Source organism: Pseudoxanthomonas suwonensis 11-1 (genome assembly GCF_000185965.1).
Lineage (GTDB): Bacteria > Pseudomonadota > Gammaproteobacteria > Xanthomonadales > Xanthomonadaceae > Pseudoxanthomonas > Pseudoxanthomonas suwonensis_A.
In genome coordinates, this window is sequence record NC_014924.1 from 470,677 (window position 1) to 490,221 (window position 19,545).

Here is a 19,545-nt window from a genome sequence, read left to right on the forward strand (position 1 = left end):
ATGCGCCGCTTCAACGTATCCGAGTGGGCGCTGCACAACCGCGGGCTGGTGCTGTACGCGATGATCGCGCTGGCGGTCATCGGCACCTGGTCCTACCTGCGGCTGGGCCAGAGCGAGGACCCGCCGTTCACCTTCAAGGCCATGGTGGTGCAGACCCTGTGGCCGGGTGCGACCGCCGAGGAAGTCTCGCAGCAGGTCACCGAGCGCATCGAGAAGGCGGTGATGAACACCGGCAAGTACGAGTTCGTGCGCAGCTACTCGCGCCCGGGCGAGTCGCAGGTGATCTTCATGGCGCGCGACTCGATGCGCTCGAAGGACGTGCCGGACCTGTTCTACCAGGTGCGCAAGAAGGTCGGCGACATCCGTGCGACCCTGCCCGAGGGCGTGATCGGCCCGTTCTTCAACGACGAGTTCGGCGACACCTTCGGCAACATCTACGCCCTGACCGGCGAGGGCTTCGACTACGCCATCCTCAAGGACTACGCCGACCGCATCCAGCTGGAACTGCAGCGGGTGGCCGACGTGGGCAAGGTCGAGCTGATCGGCCTGCAGGACGAGAAGGTCTGGATCGAGATCGACAACGCGCGCCTGGCCACGCTGGGCATCCCGCTGCAGGCCGTGCAGCAGGCGCTGGAAGGGCAGAACGCGGTGGTGCCGGCGGGCTTCTACGAGACCCCGACCGAACGCGTGCAGCTGCGCGTGGATGGCCCGTTCCGCACGCTGGACGAGATCCGTGCGTTCCCGGTGCGCGCCAACGGCCGCACCATCCGCCTGCAGGACGTGGCCACGGTGACCCGCGGCTTCGCCGATCCGGCGGCACCGCGGATGCGCTTCATGGGCCAGGACGCGATCGGCATTGCCGTCGCCATGCGCGACGGCGGCCATATCCTGCGCCTGGGCGAGGAGCTGGAAGCGGAGTTCGCGCGCCTGCAGGAGCAGCTGCCGGCAGGCATGGAGCTGCGCAAGGTGTCCGACCAGCCCGAGGCGGTGCGCGACTCGGTCGGCGAGTTCGTGCGCGTGCTGGGCGAGGCGGTGACCATCGTGCTGCTGGTCAGCTTCTTCTCGCTGGGTTTCCGTACCGGCCTGGTGGTGGCGGTTTCGATCCCGCTGGTGCTGGCGATGACCTTCGCGGTGATGAACTACTTCGGCATCGGCCTGCACAAGATCTCGCTGGGCGCGCTGGTGCTGGCGCTGGGTCTGATGGTGGACGATGCGATCATCGCGGTGGAGATGATGGCCATCAAGATGGAGCAGGGCTTCGACCGCCTGCGCGCGGCCAGCTTCGCCTGGGAGTCCACCGCGTTCCCGATGCTGACCGGCACCCTGATCACCGCCGCCGGCTTCCTGCCCATCGCCACCGCCGCCTCCAGCACCGGCGAGTACACCCGCTCGCTGTTCCAGGTGGTGACAATCGCCCTGCTGGTGTCGTGGATCGCCGCGGTGCTGTTCATCCCGTACCTGGGCGACAAGATGCTGCCGGACCTGGCGCATCCGCAGCCGCCCAGGCCGGGCAGCTTCGCCGCACGCCGGCGCGCCTTCCGCGAGCGGCTGGCCGACCGCTGGCCGCAGTACGCCGGGCTGCTGGCACCGGCGCCGCTCGACGGCCACCACCATGATCCGTACCAGCGCCCGTTCTACCAGCGTTTCCGGCGCCTGCTGGACGCCTGCCTGCGCCGGCGCTGGCTGGTGATCGGCGCGACCGTCGGCCTGTTCGTGCTGTCGCTGCTGATGTTCCGCTTCGTGCCGCAGCAGTTCTTCCCGGACTCGACCCGACCGGAGCTGATGGTCGACATCGAGCTGGCCGAGGGCGTGTCGCTGCGCTCCACCGAAGCGCAGGCGAAGAAGCTGGAGGCGCTGCTGCAGCAGCGCGAGGGCATCCGCAACTACGTGGCCTACGTCGGCACCGGTTCGCCGCGCTTCTACCTGCCGCTGGACCAGCAGCTGCCGGCGACCAACTTCAGCCAGTTCGTGGTGCTGGCCGAGGACATCCAGTCGCGCGAGGAACTGCGCAACTGGCTGCTGCGCGAGGTGGCACCGCAGTTCCCCGAGCTGCAGATGCGCGTGACCCGCCTGGAGAACGGCCCGCCCGTCGGCTACCCGGTGCAGTTCCGCGTTTCCGGCGAGCACATCGACCAGGTGCGCGCGATCGCGCGCAAGGTCGCGGAGAAGGTGCGCGCCAACCCGCACACCACCAACGTCAACCTGGACTGGGACGAGCCGAGCAAGGTGGTGCGCCTGGAAATCGACCAGGACCGCGCCCGCGCGCTGGGCGTCAACAGCGCCCAGCTGGCGCAGTTCCTCAGCGCGCAGCTGTCCGGCTACACCGCCAGCACCTTCCGCGAGGGCAACGAGCTGGTCGGGATCATGCTGCGCGGTGGCGCCGGCGACCGCGAGCAGCTGGAACTGCTGGGCAGCCTGGCCATCCCCACCGGCGACGGCGGCAGCGTGGCGCTGTCGCAGGTCGCGCGCCTGCGGCAGACCTTCGAGGAGGGGATCATCTGGCACCGCGACCGGCTGCCGACGATCACCGTGCGCGCGGACATCGGCGACGAGCTGCTGCCGGCGGCGGTCACCGCGCAGATCGATCCGACCCTGGAGGAGATCCGCGCCTCGATGCCGGCCGGCTACCTGCTGCAGGTGGGCGGTTCGGTGGAGGACTCGGCGCGCGGCCAGAACTCGATCAAGGCCGGCATGCCGCTGTTCCTGTTCGTGGTCACCACGCTGCTGATGCTGCAGCTGCGCAGCTTCTCGCGCACGCTGATGGTGCTGGTGACCGCGCCCCTGGGCTTGATCGGCGCTACCTGGTTCCTGCTGCTGTTCCGGATGCCGTTCGGCTTCGTGGCGCTGCTCGGCACGATCGCGCTGGCCGGCATGGTGATGCGCAACTCGGTGATCCTGGTCGACCAGATCGAGCAGGACATCGCCGCCGGCCACGACCGCTGGCACGCGATCGTCGACGCCACGGTGCGCCGCTTCCGCCCGATCGTGCTGACCGCACTCACCGCGGTGCTGGCGATGATCCCGCTGTCGCGCAGCGCGTTCTACGGCTCGATGGCGGTGGCGATCATGGGCGGCCTGATCGTGGCCACTGCGCTGACCCTGCTGTTCCTGCCGGCGCTGTACGCGGCCTGGTTCCGGGTCAAGCCGGAAGAAGCAACGGCCTGACGGTCTGGCGGTGTGGCTGAAGCGATGCCGCCGCTTCGGCTACGCCCCGGGCACACCCGCACGAAGCCCCACTCCCCTCGGAAGAGGGGAACCCGGGTGCGCTTCGCTTACCCGTCGGCCAGCGCCATCGTCCCGGCCAATCACCAATCACGAATCACGAATCACGAATCACGAATCCCCGCGCAACAACGCCACGAACGCCTGCGCCGCCCGCGACAGCGTGCGCCCGCCATGCACCACGTATCCGAGCTGTCGCGACAGCTGCGCGCCCTGGACCGGCAGCACTTGCACCTGGGTGTCGAGCATGGTCTGCGGCAGCGCGCTCCAGGCCAGGCCGACCGAGACCAGCATCTTGATGGTCTCCATGTAGTTGGTGGTCAGGCGCAGCTGCAGCGACAGTCCGCGACGGGCGAAGGTCTGCGCGATGATGCGGTGGGTGAAGGTGCCCGGGTCCGGCAGCACCGCCGGATGCGCGGCGATATCGGCCAGCGTCACCTTCGCCATCCGCGCCAGCGGATGGTCCGGCGCCACCACGAAGCGCAGCGGGTCGTCCCATACCGGCGTCGCCACCAGCGGCGGCTCGGTGGGGCCGAGCGTGGTCACCGCCAGCTCCGCATCGCCGCCCAGCACCTGGGCGTAGGCCTGCTCCGAATCCATGAAGCGGATATCCAGCGCCACCCGCGGGTGCAGCGCGGTGAAGCGGCGCAGCAGCGCCGGCAGCCGGTGCAGGCCGATGTGGTGGCTGGTGGCCAGGCTCAGGCGGCCGCCGATGTCGTGGCCGAGGTCCTGCAGGGCACGCCGCGCCGCGTCCGCCTCGGCGAGCATCTGCCGCGCACGTGGCAGCAGCAGGCGCCCGGCCTCGGTCAGCACCACCTGGCGGCCCAGCCGGTCGAACAGGCGCACGTCCAGGTCCTGTTCCAGCTGGGCGATGCGCTTGCTTACCGCCGGCTGGGTCAGGTGCAGCTGTTCGGCGGCCGCGGAGAAGCCGCCGCGGTCGGCGACGGCGACGAATGCCGACAGGCTGGCCCAGTCCATCGCGGCTCCGGATTGGATTCCTGGAAGGAATCTACCGGATGAAAAATATGCATTTGAGTTATCGATGGCAAGGCGGCAGGATTCCCCTTCAGCCCGGCGGGCAGTCCATGCCCGCCACCGCCAGAGGAACAGAGGGATGGCCGGCAAGACCCTGTACGACAAGCTGTGGGAAATGCACGAGGTGACCCGTCGCGACGACGGCTCCTCGCTGATCTACATCGACCGCCACATCCTGCACGAGGTGACCTCGCCGCAGGCGTTCGAGGGACTCCGGCTCGCCGGCCGCAAGCCGTGGCGCGTGGACGCCAACATCGCCACGCCCGACCACAACGTGCCGACCACCCGCGCCGAGCGCGCCGGCGGCCTGCAGGCCATCGCCGACCCGGTGTCGCGGCTGCAGGTGCAGACCCTGGACGAGAACTGCGAGGACTTCGGCATCCTCGAGTTCCGGATGGACGACACCCGCCAGGGCATCGTCCACGTGGTCGGCCCCGAGCAGGGCGCTACCCTGCCGGGCATGACCGTGGTCTGCGGCGACTCGCACACCTCCACGCATGGTGCCTTCGGCGCGCTGGCGCACGGCATCGGCACCTCCGAGGTCGAACACGTGCTGGCCACCCAGTGCCTGGTGGCCAAGAAGATGAAGAACATGCAGGTCCGGGTCGAAGGAAAGCTCGGCGCGGGCGTCACCGCCAAGGACATCGTGCTGGCGGTGATCGGCAGGATCGGCACCGCCGGCGGCAACGGCCACGCGCTGGAGTTTGCCGGCAGCGCTATCCGCGACCTGTCGATCGAGGGCCGCATGACCATCTGCAACATGGCCATCGAGGCCGGCGCGCGGGTGGGCATGGTGGCGGTGGACGAGAAGACCATCGAATACGTGAAGGGCCGCCCGTTCGCGCCCAAGGGCGAACAGTGGGACGCGGCCGTGGCGTTGTGGCGCAGCCTGGTCTCCGATCCGGACGCGCATTTCGACACCGTGGTCGAGCTGCGCGCCGAGGACATCAGGCCGCAGGTCAGCTGGGGCACCTCGCCGGAGATGGTGGTGGCCGTCGACGCCGCGGTGCCGGATCCGGCGCGCGAGGACGATCCGGTGAAGAAGGACTCGATCGTGCGCGCGCTCAAGTACATGGGCCTGCAGCCCAACCAGCCGATCACCTCGATCCGCCTGGACCGCGTGTTCATCGGCTCCTGCACCAATTCGCGCATCGAGGACCTGCGCGCCGCCGCCGCGGTGGCGCGCGGGCGCAAGGTGGCGCCGACGGTCAAGCAGGCGCTGGTGGTGCCCGGCTCGGGCCTGGTCAAGGCCCAGGCCGAGGCCGAAGGACTGGACAAGGTGTTCATCGAGGCCGGCTTCGAGTGGCGCGAGCCGGGCTGCTCCATGTGCCTGGCGATGAATCCCGACAAGCTGGGCGCCGGCGAGCATTGCGCCTCCACGTCCAACCGCAACTTCGAGGGCCGCCAGGGCGCCGGTGGCCGCACCCACCTGGTGAGCCCGGCGATGGCGGCCGCCGCCGCGGTGGCCGGCCGTTTCGTCGACGTGCGCGAACTGGTCCAGGCCTGAGGAGACCACCGAGATGAAAGCTTTCACCACGCACACCGGCCTGGTCGCCCCGCTGGACCGCGCCAATGTCGATACCGACCAGATCATCCCCAAGCAGTTCCTGAAGTCGATCAAGCGCACCGGCTTCGGCCCGAACCTGTTCGACGAGTGGCGCTACCTGGACGTGGGCCAGCCCGGCGAGGACAGCAGCAGGCGCCCGGTCAACCCGGACTTCGTGCTGAACTTCCCACGCTACCAGGGCGCCAGCGTGCTGCTGGCACGCGAGAACTTCGGCTGCGGCTCCTCGCGCGAGCACGCGCCGTGGGCGCTGGACGAGTACGGTTTCCGCGCCATCATCGCGCCGAGCTTCGCCGACATCTTCTTCAACAACAGCTTCAAGAACGGCCTGCTGCCGATCGTGCTGGAGGACAAGGAAGTGGACGCCCTGTTCGCCCAGTGCGAGGCGACCGAGGGCTACACCCTGACCGTGGACCTGGCTGCGCAGACCGTCACCCGCCCGGACGGCGTGCAGTACGGCTTCGAGATCGACGCCTTCCGCAAGCACTGCCTGCTCAACGGCCTGGACGACATCGGCCTGACCCTGCAGGAGAAGGACGCGATCACCGCCTTCGAGGCCCGCCACCGCGCCGCCCAGCCGTGGCTGTTCAACGCCGGCGCCTGAGCGGACGCAGCTGGTGACCCAGGAAGAGGCCACCTTCGGGTGGCCTTTTCGTGACCATCAATGGTGGGAGCCCGGGCGGGGCGAGGGGCGTCGCAGGGCCCGCTTGCCGCGATGTCTCCGCGCCCGGCGTGGTGCCTGTGCTTTGCGGCCCGGACCTGGAACCATGCAGGCGATCTGCCCGCAACCCAGGTCCGTGACCATGAAAGCCGTGGCCCTCCTTCGACGCCTTTGGGCCCGGCTTCCAGTCGCCCGGCCATGTCGTTGGCCGGCTGCGGGGCTGGAGATACAGACGGAAACCCCGCGCGAAGGCGGCGTTTCCGTTGCAGCGATCGCGCGCCGGACTCAGTACACGCCCTGCGCCAGCATCGCGTCGGCGACCTTTACGAAGCCGCTGATGTTGGCACCGTCGACGTAGTTGACCGTGCCGTCCTTGCGCTTGCCGTGGCGCACGCAATTGGCGTGGATGTCCTTCATGATCACGTGCAGGCGCTCGTCGACCTCGGCGTGGGTCCAGGACAGGCGCGCGGAGTTCTGGCTCATCTCCAGGCCGGAGGTGGCCACGCCGCCCGCGTTGGAGGCCTTGCCCGGGGCGTACAGGGTGCCGGCTTCCAGGAACACGTCCACCGCTTCCAGGGTCGAGGGCATGTTGGCGCCTTCGGCCACGCAGACCACGCCGTTCTTCACCAGGCTGCGTGCGTCCTCGCCGTCCAGCTCGTTCTGGGTGGCGCAGGGCAGGGCGATCTCGGCCGGGATGTGCCAGGGCCGCTTGCCGGGCAGGTAGTCGTAGCGCGGATCGTCCGCCAGTTCGGCGAGGCGGCCGCGGCGTTCGTTCTTGTGGGCGGCGATCGCCTCGATGGCCTCCATGTCGAAGCCGTCGCGGCAGTAGAGCGTGCCGCCCGAATCGCTGAAGGTCAGGACCCGGCCGCCGAGGTCGGTGGCCTTGATCGCGGCGTACTGGGCCACGTTGCCCGAGCCGGAGACGAGCACGCGCGCGCCGTGGGTCTGGCGATGGTTGTAGTGCAGCATCTGCTCGACGAAGTACACCGTGCCGTACCCGGTGGCTTCCGGGCGCATCAGGCTGCCGCCGTAGGCGATGCCCTTGCCGGTGAACACGCAGCCGGCCTGGTTGGAGAGCTTCTTCATCATGCCGGCCATGTAGCCGACCTCGCGCGCGCCCACGCCGATGTCGCCGGCCGGCACGTCGGTGTCCGGGCCCAGGTGCCGGTACAGCTCCAGCATCAGCGCCTGGCAGAAGCGCATCACCTCGCCGTCGCTCTTGCCCTTGGGATCGAAGTCCGAGCCGCCCTTGCCGCCGCCCATGGGCAGGGTGGTCAGCGCGTTCTTGAAGGTCTGCTCGAAGGCGAGGAACTTCAGGATCGAGAGGTTCACCGACGGGTGGAAGCGCATGCCGCCCTTGAACGGGCCGATCGCCGAGCTGTGCTGGACGCGGAAGGCGCGGTTGACCTGGACCTGGCCGCGGTCATCCACCCAGGCGACGCGGAACTGGACCACGCGCTCGGGTTCGACCAGGCGCTCCATCAGGCCGTCGCGGGCATAGCGCGGATGGCGCTCGAGGAAAGGCCACAGGCTGGCCGTCACTTCCTTGACCGCCTGCAGGAACTCCGGCTGGTCGGGGTCGCGACGTTGGACCCGCTCGAGGAACTCTTCCCTGGAACCTGGCATTGCCTTCACTCCTGCCCTTGGCGTCGTGGAATGGTGTCGCCTCTCAGCCGAGGCGTTCGATGACCGCCTGCGCGGCCTGCGTGGTGCCGACCGCCTGGCCGGGCGCGGCGAGGTCGGCGGTGAAAACGCGGTCGTCCAGCGCCGACGACACCGCCGCTTCCAGCGCCGCGGCTTCCGCTTCCAGCCCCAGCGAGTGGCGCAGCAGCATGGCGGCGCTGAGGATGGTCGCGTAGGGATTGGCGATGCCCTTGCCGGCGATGTCCGGAGCCGAGCCGTGGATCGGCTCATAGATCCCGGTCTTTCCCTCGCCCAGCGAGGCCGAGGCCAGCAGCCCCAGCGAGCCGGCCAGCATCGAAGCCTCGTCGGTGAGGATGTCGCCGAACATGTTCTCGGTGACGATCACGTCGTAGGCGCGCGGCTTGGACAGCAGGTGCATGGCCATGGAATCGACCAGCTGGTGTTCCACGGTCACGTCCGGGAATTCCTCGCGCATGATCCGCGCGGTGACGTCGCGCCACAGGCGAGAGGTCTCCAGCACGTTGGCCTTGTCCACCGAGGTGAGGTGGCCGCGGCGGCTGCGCGCCAGGGCGGCGGCGCTGCGCACCACGCGCTCGATCTCGGCCACCGTGTAGCGGCACAGGTCGCTGGCGTCGGTGGCGCTGCGGGTCTTGTCGCCGAAGTAGATGCCGCCGGTCAGCTCGCGCACGACCACGATGTCCACGCCTTCCAGCAGCTCGGACTTGATCGGCGAGGCGCCCAGGGCGGCGGAGTGCGGACGCACCGGGCGCAGGTTGGCGAACAGGCCAAGCGCCTTGCGGATCGCCAGCAGGCCCTGCTCCGGGCGCACCCTGGCATTGGGGTCGGACCACTTGGGGCCACCGACGGCACCGAGCAGGATCGCGTCGGCGTTCTTCGCCGCCTCCAGCGTGGACGCCGGAAGCGGCTCGCCATGGCGGTCGATGGCGATGCCGCCGATGTCGTGCTCCTGGAAGGAGAAGACGTGGCCATGGCGGGCGGCGATGGCTTCCAGCACCGGCAAGGTGGCGGAGACGATCTCCGGGCCGATGCCGTCACCGGGCAGTACGACGATGTTCGCGTGCATGGGGGTGTCTCGTGACTGGGGGATGCGCGCCGGGGCGCGGGCTTATTCGGCGGCCTCGGCCGGTTCGGCTTGCCTGGTCGCAGGCGGCACGGCGGCCGCGCGCAGCAGGGCCGCGGCTTCGGCTTCCGCCTCGGCCACGGTTTCCGGGCGCGGCGGCAGCGGCGTATCCGCGTGGCGGCGGGCCAGTGCGCGGCTGACGGCCGCATCGAAGGTCAGGGTGGCAGCCGGGTTGCTCTCGGCGATGGGCATGGAACATTCCTTGGCGACCGGCACGGGGAGCGCCGGTCGTGGGTCGATCGAAAGGAAACCGGCCGCCGGCTCCCCACCGGCGGCCGGCCAGTTCTGCAATCGGTCAGGCGGTGGCCAGCTGCTCGCTGTTCCCCGTGGCGCGACGCTGGCGCAGCAGCCGGTTGGCCACGTCCAGCCAGGCCAGGGCGCTGGCCTCGATGATGTCGCGGCTGGTGCCGGTGCCTTCGTACTCGTCCTCGCCATGGCGCACGCTGAGGCTGGCCTCGCCGCGCGCATCGGTACCGAGGCCGACGCTGTGCACCTGGTAGCTCTCCAGGCTCAGCTGCACGCCGGTGGCGGCCGACAGCGCCGCGAACAGCGCGTCGACCGGGCCGTCGCCCTTGGCGGTCTCGGCCACGCGGCGGCCATCCGGGTCGGACAGCTCGACCGTGGCGCTGGCGCCCTGGCCGACGTCGCTGACGGTCATCGAGGCCAGGCGGTAGCCCTCGCCGTCGCCGGTGTCCTGCATCAGGTGCTGCAGGTCGGCGTCGGTGACCACGCGCTGCTGCTCGCACAGCGCCTTGAAGTCGGCGAAGACCATGTCCAGCTCGGCCTCCTCCAGGTAGTAGCCCAGCGCACGCAGGCGCTGCTCGACCGCGGCGCGGCCGCTGTGGCGGCCCAGCACCATCTGGGTGTCGGGCCAGCCCACGTCTTGCGGACGCATGATTTCGTAGGTGCCGCGGTGGCGCAGCATGCCGTGCTGGTGGATGCCGGACTCGTGGGCGAAGGCATTGCTGCCGACCACCGCCTTGTTGCGCTGGACCGGCATGCCGATCAGGCGCTGCAGCAGCTGCGAGGTGGGGACCAGGCGACGCGTGTCGATGCCGGTGTCGGCCTCGAAGAACGCGTTGCGCACCTTCAGCGCCATCACGATCTCCTCCAGCGCGCAGTTGCCGGCGCGCTCGCCGATGCCGTTGATGGTGCACTCGACCTGGCGTGCGCCACCTTCGATGGCGGCCAGGGTATTGGCCACGGCCAGGCCCAGGTCGTTGTGGCAGTGGGCGCTGAAGATGACCTTGTCGGCACCCGGTACCTGCGCGATCAGGCGCTGGAAGATGCCGCGGATCTCCTCCGGGGTGGTGAAGCCGACCGTGTCCGGGATGTTGATCGTGGTGGCGCCGGCGGCAATCGCCACGCCCACGATCTCGTGCAGGAAGTCTTCCTCGGTACGGGTGCCGTCCTCGGTGGAGAACTCGATGTCGTCAATGTGCTGCTTCGCGTAGCGGATGCTCTGGACCACGCGCTCCAGCACCTGCCCGCGGCTCATGCGCAGCTTGTGCTCGCGGTGCAGCGGGCTGGTGGACAGGAACACGTGCAGGCGCGGCTTCGCGGCCGCCTCCAGCGAGCGCAGCGAGATGTCGATGTCGGCCTGCAGGCAGCGCGACAGCACGGCCAGGGTCGGCTCGCGGATCTCGCGGGCGATCAGGGCCATGGCCTCGCGGTCGGACTGGGAGCTGGCCGGGAAGCCGGTCTCGATCACGTCCACGCCCAGGTCGGCCAGGGCGCGGGCCATGACCAGCTTCTGCGGCGGGGTCATGCTGCAGCCGGGCGACTGCTCGCCATCGCGCAGGGTGGTATCGAACACCCGGATGCGGGCCGGGGAGACCTGGGTTTGGGCTTGGGACTGTTGCGCGTTCACCAGGTGAACTCCTCTTCGCTGACGGGCTGCGGCGCGTTCGGCGCCTTTGTGACGGGAATGGTTGCAGGGGACAGGTTAGCTGCTGGACGGCGCTTTGCCACGGGTGGGTCTTTGCGCGGCGCAGCATCCCCCTTGGCGGCAGCTGCGGGCTCGGGGCCGCGGTTGCGCCGGCGCGGTTTGCGCGGCGGTCGCGGGCGGACCTCGGACAGCAGCTGGGCCAGGGTGGCGGCATCGATATTGCCGCCGGAGACCACGGCGCACTTGCGCCGCCCGGCCACGCGGCGGCCTGCGGCCAGGGCCAGGGCGCCGGCGCCCTCGGCGATCAGGTTCTCTTCCAGGGCCAGGCGCACCAGGGTCTCGCGCAGCTCGGCCTCGCGCACGATGACCACGTCGTCCAGCAGGCGGGCGCACAGCTGGCGGGTCAGGAAGCCGGGCACCTTCACCCGCACGCCGTCGGCCAGGGACTTCACCGGGTCGATCTGGCGGACGTCGCCGCGGATGGCGCGGGCCATCGAATCCACGCCCTCGACCTGGGCGCCGACCACGCGCACGCCCTGGGACTTCAGCGCCAGCGCCACGCCCGAGGCCAGGCCGCCGCCGCCGATCGGGACGATCACCACGTCCGGGGCGTGCGGCGCGATCTCGATCCCGATCGTGCCCTGGCCGGCAATTACGTCCGGGTCGTCGAACGCGGACAGGAAACGGTAGCCGTACTGCTCGGCCAGCTGGCGGGCGAAGGCGAAGGCCTCGTCGTAGCTGTCGCCGTGCTGGCGCACGGTGGCGCCCCAGTGGGTGACGCCGGCGATCTTGGTCTCCGGTGCGCCGTGCGGCATCACCGTGATCGCCTGCACGCCCAGGCGGTAGGCGGCCCAGGCCACGCCCTGGGCATGGTTGCCGGCCGAGGCGCAGATCACCGGGCGTTCGTCGCCGCGCTCGCGCGCGGCCAGCATCGCGTTGAGCGCGCCGCGGACCTTGTAGGAGCCGGTGCGCTGCAGGTTCTCCAGCTTGAGCATCACGCCGAAGCGTTCGGCCTGGTGCATCGGCGTCACCGGCAGGAACCGGCGCAGCCGCGACTGCGCGGCCAGCACGTCGGCAACGCCGACGTCGCCGACGTCAGGTTCCCCGGTGCTGGCGCGGCCGGTCTCAGGCATCGCCGCGGTGCTCCGTGCGATCCGGGAGAAGGCACCTCCGCACCGTTGCCTCCGCACGGGCGGCAACGGTGGTGGTGAAGGGCAGCGGCATGCTCACGGTGCCGCCCCATCGGCCGCGCCGGGCAGCGGGCCATCCACGGGCACGACCTCGACCGACTCGCAGTCGTACACCTTCTGCAGCTGGCGGCGCAGGGTCTCGGCCGGGCGGCCGCCATCGACCAGCAGCTGCAGCCTCCAGCGCCCGTCGCTGGCGGGCGAACCCTGGATCGCGCGCGGGGCGAAGCCGCGGCGCTCGGTCATGCCGATCACGCGCACCAGCGCGCCCTCCACGGGCTTCAGCACCAGGTCAAGCCGGTAGTGCATGAGCTGACTCTGCCTTCTGTTCGTTGGGATTGGCTTCCAGCATGTGGCTGTTGGCCGTGTTCGGCGGCACCAGCGGCCAGACGTTGGCCCTTGCGTCGATCTTCACGTGCAGCAGGCCGGGGCCCGGCGAGGAGAGCAGGGCGGACAGCGCATCCTCGACCTGCGATCGCTGCTCGATCCGGGTCGCCGGGATGCCGCAGACCTGTGCCAGCGCGGCGAAGTCCGGGTTGTCGGACAGGTCGATCTCGCTGTAGCGCTTGTCGAAGAACAGCTCCTGCCACTGGCGGACCATGCCCAGGGCGCTGTTGTCCAGCAGGATGATCTTCACCGGCAGCTTGCAGCGGGCGATGGTCACCAGCTCCTGCACGTTCATCATGAAGCCGCCGTCGCCGTTGACCAGCACCACCGGCCGGTCCGGGAACGCGAACTGCGCGCCCATCGCCGCCGGCAGGCCGAAGCCCATCGTGCCCAGGGCGCCGGAGGTCAGGTGGTTGCGCGGATGCGAGAAGCGGCAGTGCTGCGCCACCCACATCTGGTGCTGGCCGACATCGGCGGTGACGATCGCGTCGGGGCTCAGCTCGCTGACCCGCTTCAGCAGGGCCGGGGCGTAGATGTCCTGGCCGGGGGCGTCGTAGCGCGCGGCGTGCTTCTCGCGCAGGGTGTCGCAGCGCTTGCGCCATTCGGTGGCGGTGCTGCGCGCCGCGGCCAGGGCGCGCAGGCCCGCGGCCAGGTCGCCCGGCAGGGCGATGTCGGCGTTGCGCAGCTTGGAGATCTCGTAGGCGTCGGCATCCAGATGGACGACCCGGGCGAACGGCGCGAACTCGGCCAGCTTGCCGGTGGCGCGGTCGTCGAAGCGCGCGCCGACCACGACCAGCAGGTCCGATTCCTGCACGGCGATATTGGCGGCGCGGGTGCCATGCATGCCAAGCATGCCCAGGTACTGCGGATGACTGCCCGGCAGCGAGCCCAGGCCGCGCAGGGTCAGCACGGTCGGGATGCCGGTGGCCTCCACGAACTGGCGGAACTCCGCCACCGCGTCGCAGATGCCGATGCCGCCACCGCCGTAGACCACGGGCTTCTCGGCCGCGGCGATCGCGGCGATGGCCTCGGCCAGGGCGGCATCCGGCGGCGCCGGCGCCGGCTCCACCGCCGCCGGCACGTGCACCGGCAGGTGCGTGGCCGGACCGACCTGGACGTCCTTGGGCAGGTCGACCAGGACCGGGCCGGGCCGGCCCTCGCGGGCGATGCGGAAGGCCTCGGCCATCACGTGCGGCAGGTCGTCGACGCTGCGCACCAGGAAGCTGTGCTTGACGATGGGCATGGTCATGCCGAACACATCCAGTTCCTGGAACGCGTCGGTCCCCAGCAGCGTGGTCGGGACCTGGCCGGTGATGCAGACCATCGGCACCGAGTCCAGCATCGCGTCGGCGATGCCGGTCACCAGGTTCGATGCGCCGGGACCGGAGGTCGCCACGCACACGCCGACCCTTCCGGAGGCGCGTGCATAGCCGTTGGCCGCCAGTGCCGCTCCCTGCTCATGGCGCACCAGGATGTGGCGCAGCCCCGAATCCACCAGGGCGTCGTAGAACGGCATGATCGCGCCGCCCGGATAGCCGAAGATGGTGTCCACCCCCTCGGCTTCCAGCGCATGCGCGACCCAGGCTGCGCCATTGCGCAGCCCGGCCGCCGTCGCTGTGGGGGTGTTGGCGTTCATGCGGCGGCGGTCTTCTTGGCTTGTTCTTCGCTGGCCGGCCCGGCGTTGCCCTGCAGCCACACCATCTTGGCGCGCAGTTCCTTGCCGACCTTCTCGATCGGGTGGTCCTTGTCGGCCTGCTGGAACTTCCTGTAGTTCGGCAGGCCCGCGTCGTACTCGGCCTGCCAGTTGCGCACGAAGGTGCCGTTCTGGATGTCGGTCAGCACGTCCTTCATGCGCGCCTTGACCGAGGCGTCGATCACGCGCGGGCCGGAGACGAAGTCGCCGTACTGCGCGGTCTCGGAGATGAACTCCAGCATGCGGGTGATGCCGCCTTCGTAGAACAGGTCGACGATCAGCTTCAGCTCGTGCAGGACCTCGTAGTAGGCGATCTCCGGCTGGTAGCCGGCCTCGACCAGGGTCTCGAAGCCGGCCTGGACCAGCGAGGAGGCGCCGCCGCACAGCACGGCCTGCTCGCCGAACAGGTCGGTCTCGGTCTCTTCCTTGAAGGTGGTCTTGATGATGTTGGCGCGGGCACCGCCCAGGCCACCGGCGTAGGCCAGGGCGAACTCCTCGGCCTTGCCCGACTTGTCCTGGTACACCGCGTAGATGCAAGGCACGCCGCGGCCGATCTCGTACTCGCGGCGGACCAGCGCGCCCGGGCCCTTGGGCGCGACCAGCACCACGTCCAGGTCCTCGCGCGGGGAGATCATGCCGAAGTGCACGTTGAGGCCGTGGGCGAACAGCAGCACCGCGCCCTGCTTGAGGTTGTCGCGCAGGACGTCCTCGTAGAGCTTCTTCTGGACCATGTCCGGGGTCAGCACGGCGACCAGGTCGGCATCCTTCACCGCCTCGGCCGGGCTCTTGACCACGAAGCCGTCCGCCTTGGCCTTGGCCTCGGTCGGGCCGCCCGGGCGCAGGCCCACGGTCACGTCGAAGCCGGAGTCGCGCAGGTTCAGCGCGTGCGCGCGGCCCTGGCTGCCGTAGCCGACGATCGCGATCTTGGTGGAGGTGCTGCTGGTCATGGCGTGGTCCTGTGCGTTTGCGTGAATGGGAGAAGCGAAGCCTGCGAATTTGCCGGATCGAGATCGTTTCTGCTGATAACTTTCCGGTCGGAACCTTATGGATGCCGGAAACAAAAAACCCCGCGCCTTCCGGTGCGGGGTTCTGAGTGTCTGGCGTCTGTTTGCTGCTTACACGCCGGCTCGTCCCGCACCTGTTGGCGAGGTAATAAGGACGACGAGAAGGAGCGAGCCCGCGCTGAAGGCGGGGGCGTCCTGGATCTCGGCGGCGGTCGTGTGGCGATGCAGCATGGGTCGCAGGAAAGCACGCCATTTCCCGGCTTGTCAAGCGCCCGCGGCGGTGCTTCTACTGTTGCAACCGCAACCGTGGAAACGCATCACAATCGGGACGTCTCCCGCGCGCCCGATCCGCATGCGGCCCACTTCGCCGCGCATGCGCGCCCGCCTTTCGCCAGCTCCTGCAGAACAATGCCCGACTACCGCTCACGCACCTCGACCCACGGCCGCAACATGGCCGGCGCCCGCGCCCTGTGGCGCGCCACCGGCATGAAGGACGGCGACTTCCAGAAGCCGATCGTCGCCATCGCCAACTCGTTCACCCAGTTCGTGCCCGGCCATGTCCACCTCAAGGACCTCGGCCAGCTGGTGGCGCGCGAGATCGAGCGCGTCGGCGGCGTGGCCAAGGAGTTCAACACCATCGCGGTGGACGACGGCATCGCCATGGGCCACGACGGCATGCTGTATTCGCTGCCAAGCCGCGAGCTGATCGCCGACGCGGTGGAGTACATGGTCAACGCGCACTGCGCCGATGCGCTGGTGTGCATCTCCAACTGCGACAAGATCACCCCGGGCATGCTGATGGCCGCGCTGCGGCTCAACATCCCCACCGTGTTCGTGTCCGGCGGGCCGATGGAAGCGGGCAAGACCCGCCTTGCCGACCACAAGCTGGACCTGATCGACGCGATGGTGATGGCGGCCGATCCCAACGCCTCGGACGAGCAGGTCGCCGCGGTCGAACGCAGTGCCTGCCCGACCTGCGGCTCGTGCTCGGGCATGTTCACCGCCAACTCGATGAACTGCCTGACCGAGGCCCTGGGCCTTTCGCTGCCGGGCAACGGCACCGTGGTGGCCACCCATGCCGACCGCGAGGCGCTGTTCAAGAAGGCGGGCGTGACCGCGGTGGAGCTGTGCCATCGCTGGTACGGCGCCGGTGACGAGCGCGCGCTGCCGCGCGGCATCGCCACCTTCGAGGCGTTCGAGAACGCGATGGCGCTGGACATCGCCATGGGCGGTTCGACCAACACCATCCTGCACCTGCTGGCAGCGGCGCAGGAGGGCGAAGTGCCGTTCACCCTGCACGACATCGACCGGCTCTCGCGCAAGGTGCCGCAGCTGTGCAAGGTCGCGCCGAACACGCAGAAGTACCACATCGAGGACGTGCACCGCGCCGGCGGCATCATGTCCATCCTTGGCGAGCTGGCGCGTGGCGGGCTGGTGCATACCAACGTGCCGACCGTGCATGCGCCCAGCCTGGGCGAGGCGATCGAGCGCTGGGACGTGACCCGCAGCGCCGACGAATCCGTGCACACCTTCTTCCGCGCGGGTCCTGCCGGCATCCCGACCCAGGTCGCCTTCAGCCAGGACACGCGCTGGCCGTCGCTCGACACCGACCGCGCCGAGGGCTGCATCCGCGACATGGACCACGCCTTCTCGAAGGAGGGCGGCCTCGCCGTGCTCCACGGCAACATCGCCCTCGACGGCTGCGTGGTGAAGACCGCCGGCGTGGACGAATCGATCCTGGTGTTCGAGGGCCCGGCGCGGGTCTACGAGAGCCAGGATGCGGCGGTGAAGGGCATCCTCGGCGACGAGGTGCAGGCGGGCGAGGTGGTGGTGATCCGCTACGAAGGCCCGAAGGGCGGTCCCGGCATGCAGGAGATGCTGTACCCGACCAGCTACCTGAAGTCGAAGGGGCTGGGGAAGAAGTGCGCGCTGCTGACCGATGGCCGTTTCTCCGGCGGCACCTCGGGCCTGTCGATCGGCCATGCCTCGCCCGAGGCGGCGGCTGGTGGCGCCATCGGCCTGGTGCGCAACGGCGACCGCATCCGCATCGACATCCCCGCACGCGCCATCGACCTGCTGGTGGACGAGGCGGAGCTGGCTAGGCGCCGCAGCGAACAGGACGCGAAGGGCTGGCGCCCGGCGGAACCACGTCCGCGCAAGGTCAGCACCGCGTTGAAGGCCTATGCGCTGCTGGCGACAAGCGCCGACAAGGGCGCGGTGCGCGACCGCGAACTGCTGGAAGGCTGAGCCGCTGGATCCGTGCGCCCGGCCCGGGCGCACGGCAGGCAGGATCGACTATCGTGCGGCTTTCCCTGCCGGCGAGCCTGCCATGCCCGCACTCCGATCCTCCCTCGTCGCCCTGGGCCTGCTGCTGGCAACGGGGGCGCCCGCCGCCGATCGCGTCACCGGCCATGCCTTCGCCACCCGTTCGGAGGTGATCGCGCCGCATGCCATGGCCGCGACCTCGCATCCGCTGGCCACCCAGATCGCGCTGGATGTCATGAGGCAGGGCGGTTCGGCGGTGGATGCGGCGATTGCCGCCAACGCCGCGCTGGGCCTGATGGAGCCGACCGGCAACGGCATCGGCGGCGACCTGTTCGCCATCGTGTGGGATCCCAAGACGCAGAAGCTGTACGGTTACAACGGCTCCGGCCGCTCGCCGAAGTCGCTGACCCTGGCCGAGTTCCGCCGCCGCGGCCTGACCGATATCCCTGCACAGGGTCCGCTGCCGGTATCGGTACCAGGCGCGGTCGATGGCTGGTTCGCGCTGCACGGCCGCTTCGGCAGGCTGCCCATGGCGGACAACCTGGCGCCGGCGATCCGCTACGCCCGCGACGGTCATCCGGTGCACGAGGTGATCGCCTACTACTGGGAGCGCTCGGTGCCGCGGCTGTCGCAGTTCCCGGGCTTCACCGAGCAGTTCACCATCGACGGCCGCGCGCCGCGCAAGGGCGAGCTGTGGAAGAACCCGAACCTCGCCGCCACCCTGGAGAAGATCGCCGAAGGCGGCCGCGACGCGTTCTACAAGGGCGACATCGCCCGCACCATCGATGCCTACTTCAAGGCCAACGGCGGCTTCCTGTCCTACGCGGACCTGGCCGCGCACCAGGGCGAGTGGGTCGAGCCGGTGTCGACGAACTACCGCGGCTACGACGTGTGGGAGCTGCCGCCAAACAGCCAGGGCATCGCCGCGCTGCAGATGCTCAACATCCTCGAGGGTTACGACTTCTCGGAGATCGCCTTCGGCTCGCCTGAACACCTGCACCTGTTCGTGGAGGCCAAGAAGCTGGCCTTCGCCGATCGCGCGCGCTTCTACGCCGACACGTCGTTCCAGTCGGCACCAGTGGCGAAGCTGGTGTCCAAAGAGTACGCCGCGCAACGTCGCGAGCTGATCTCGATGGACAAGGCGCTGCGCGAGGTGCAGCCGGCCACGCCGAAGCAGCTGGAGGAGGGCGACACCATCTACATGACCGTGGCCGACGGCGACGGGATGATGGTCTCGCTGATCCAGTCCAACTACCGCGGCATGGGCAGCGGCATGGCGCCGCCCGGTCTGGGCTTCATCCTGCAGGACCGTGGCGAGATGTTCGTGCTGGCCGGCTGCGAGCGCAAACCCGCGCATCCCAACTGCTACGCCCCGGGCAAGCGTCCGTTCCAGACCATCATCCCGGCCTTCATCACCAGGGACGGCAAGCCCTGGGTGAGCTTCGGGGTGATGGGCGGGGCGATGCAGCCCCAGGGCCACGTGCAGATCGTGATGAACCTGGTGGACTTCGGCATGAACCTGCAGGAGGCCGGCGACGCACCGCGCATCCAGCACGAGGGTTCGACCGAGCCGACCGGCGCTGCCACGGCGATGAGCGACGGTGGCGAGGTCAACCTGGAGACCGGGTTCTCCTGGGAGACCGTGCGCGCGCTGATGCGCAAGGGCCATCGCGTGACCTTCGCCGATGGTCCCTACGGTGGCTACCAGGCCATCGCCCGCGATCCGGCGACCGGCGTCTACTACGGCGCCTCCGAGAGCCGCAAGGACGGACAGGCCGCCGGCTACTGAGGCAGCCGCGATCGCGCAGGGCAGGGGCGACCGCCGGTTTGTGCGGCCGCAGCGTGCCCGCGCCG

14 protein-coding genes are annotated in these 19,545 nt (G+C 69.7%); 5 read left to right on the top strand and 9 right to left on the bottom strand.

Going from position 1 to position 19,545, the window contains the following annotated elements; genetic code table 11:
* Positions 1-3,165: an efflux RND transporter permease subunit gene (locus tag PSESU_RS02155; protein WP_013534123.1), complete on the top strand. Its 3,165-nt coding sequence runs from the start codon at positions 1-3 to the stop codon at positions 3,163-3,165.
* 168 nt (positions 3,166-3,333) lie between these two features.
* Here PSESU_RS02155 and PSESU_RS02160 read toward each other — a convergent pair whose 3' ends face one another.
* Positions 3,334-4,200, bottom strand: a complete 867-nt coding sequence (locus PSESU_RS02160) for a LysR family transcriptional regulator (protein WP_013534124.1) — start codon at positions 4,198-4,200, stop codon at positions 3,334-3,336.
* A gap of 136 nt (positions 4,201-4,336) precedes the next feature.
* On the opposite strand from PSESU_RS02160, the gene leuC reads away from it, so the two are divergent.
* Complete coding sequence (gene leuC / locus PSESU_RS02165) at positions 4,337-5,764, top strand: 3-isopropylmalate dehydratase large subunit (RefSeq protein ID WP_013534125.1); 1,428 nt, start codon at positions 4,337-4,339, stop codon at positions 5,762-5,764.
* Positions 5,765-5,777: 13 nt separating this feature from the next.
* A complete protein-coding gene (gene leuD, locus PSESU_RS02170) occupies positions 5,778-6,425 on the top strand; it encodes a 3-isopropylmalate dehydratase small subunit (RefSeq protein ID WP_013534126.1) in 648 nt (215 codons plus the stop codon).
* A gap of 342 nt (positions 6,426-6,767) precedes the next feature.
* Here the strand turns inward: leuD and gdhA are convergent, their stop codons facing one another.
* From gdhA to ilvC, 8 genes are all read right to left on the bottom strand, one after another.
* Positions 6,768-8,108: an NADP-specific glutamate dehydrogenase gene (gene gdhA / locus PSESU_RS02175; protein WP_013534127.1), complete on the bottom strand. Its 1,341-nt coding sequence runs from the start codon at positions 8,106-8,108 to the stop codon at positions 6,768-6,770.
* A 43-nt stretch (positions 8,109-8,151) separates the two neighbouring features.
* Complete coding sequence (gene leuB / locus PSESU_RS02180; RefSeq protein ID WP_013534128.1) at positions 8,152-9,210, bottom strand: 3-isopropylmalate dehydrogenase; 1,059 nt, start codon at positions 9,208-9,210, stop codon at positions 8,152-8,154.
* A gap of 42 nt (positions 9,211-9,252) precedes the next feature.
* On the bottom strand, positions 9,253-9,459 hold the full coding sequence (locus tag PSESU_RS02185; RefSeq protein WP_013534129.1) for a hypothetical protein: 207 nt from the start codon (positions 9,457-9,459) through the stop codon (positions 9,253-9,255).
* 103 nt (positions 9,460-9,562) lie between these two features.
* A complete protein-coding gene (locus PSESU_RS02190; protein ID WP_013534130.1) occupies positions 9,563-11,137 on the bottom strand; it encodes a 2-isopropylmalate synthase in 1,575 nt (524 codons plus the stop codon).
* Positions 11,134-12,288 carry a threonine dehydratase gene (locus PSESU_RS02195; RefSeq protein WP_013534131.1) on the bottom strand — a complete coding sequence of 385 codons (1,155 nt, stop codon included), beginning with the start codon at positions 12,286-12,288 and terminating at the stop codon, positions 11,134-11,136. Before PSESU_RS02195 ends, PSESU_RS02190 begins: the two co-directional genes overlap by 4 nt.
* A gap of 93 nt (positions 12,289-12,381) precedes the next feature.
* Complete coding sequence (locus PSESU_RS02200) at positions 12,382-12,651, bottom strand: ACT domain-containing protein (RefSeq protein ID WP_013534132.1); 270 nt, start codon at positions 12,649-12,651, stop codon at positions 12,382-12,384.
* Positions 12,635-14,365 (bottom strand): acetolactate synthase 2 catalytic subunit, encoded by a 1,731-nt coding sequence (ilvG, locus tag PSESU_RS02205; RefSeq protein WP_013534133.1) that lies wholly within the window; start codon positions 14,363-14,365, stop codon positions 12,635-12,637. Before ilvG ends, PSESU_RS02200 begins: the two co-directional genes overlap by 17 nt.
* On the bottom strand, positions 14,362-15,369 hold the full coding sequence (gene ilvC, locus PSESU_RS02210) for a ketol-acid reductoisomerase (protein WP_013534134.1): 1,008 nt from the start codon (positions 15,367-15,369) through the stop codon (positions 14,362-14,364). Before ilvC ends, ilvG begins: the two co-directional genes overlap by 4 nt.
* A 465-nt stretch (positions 15,370-15,834) precedes the next feature.
* On the opposite strand from ilvC, the gene ilvD reads away from it, so the two are divergent.
* Entirely contained in the window at positions 15,835-17,673 is a 1,839-nt protein-coding gene (gene ilvD / locus PSESU_RS02215) for a dihydroxy-acid dehydratase (protein ID WP_013534135.1), read from the top strand.
* A gap of 82 nt (positions 17,674-17,755) precedes the next feature.
* On the top strand, positions 17,756-19,480 hold the full coding sequence (gene ggt, locus PSESU_RS02220) for a gamma-glutamyltransferase (protein ID WP_013534136.1): 1,725 nt from the start codon (positions 17,756-17,758) through the stop codon (positions 19,478-19,480).
* Positions 19,481-19,545 lie beyond the last annotated feature (65 nt).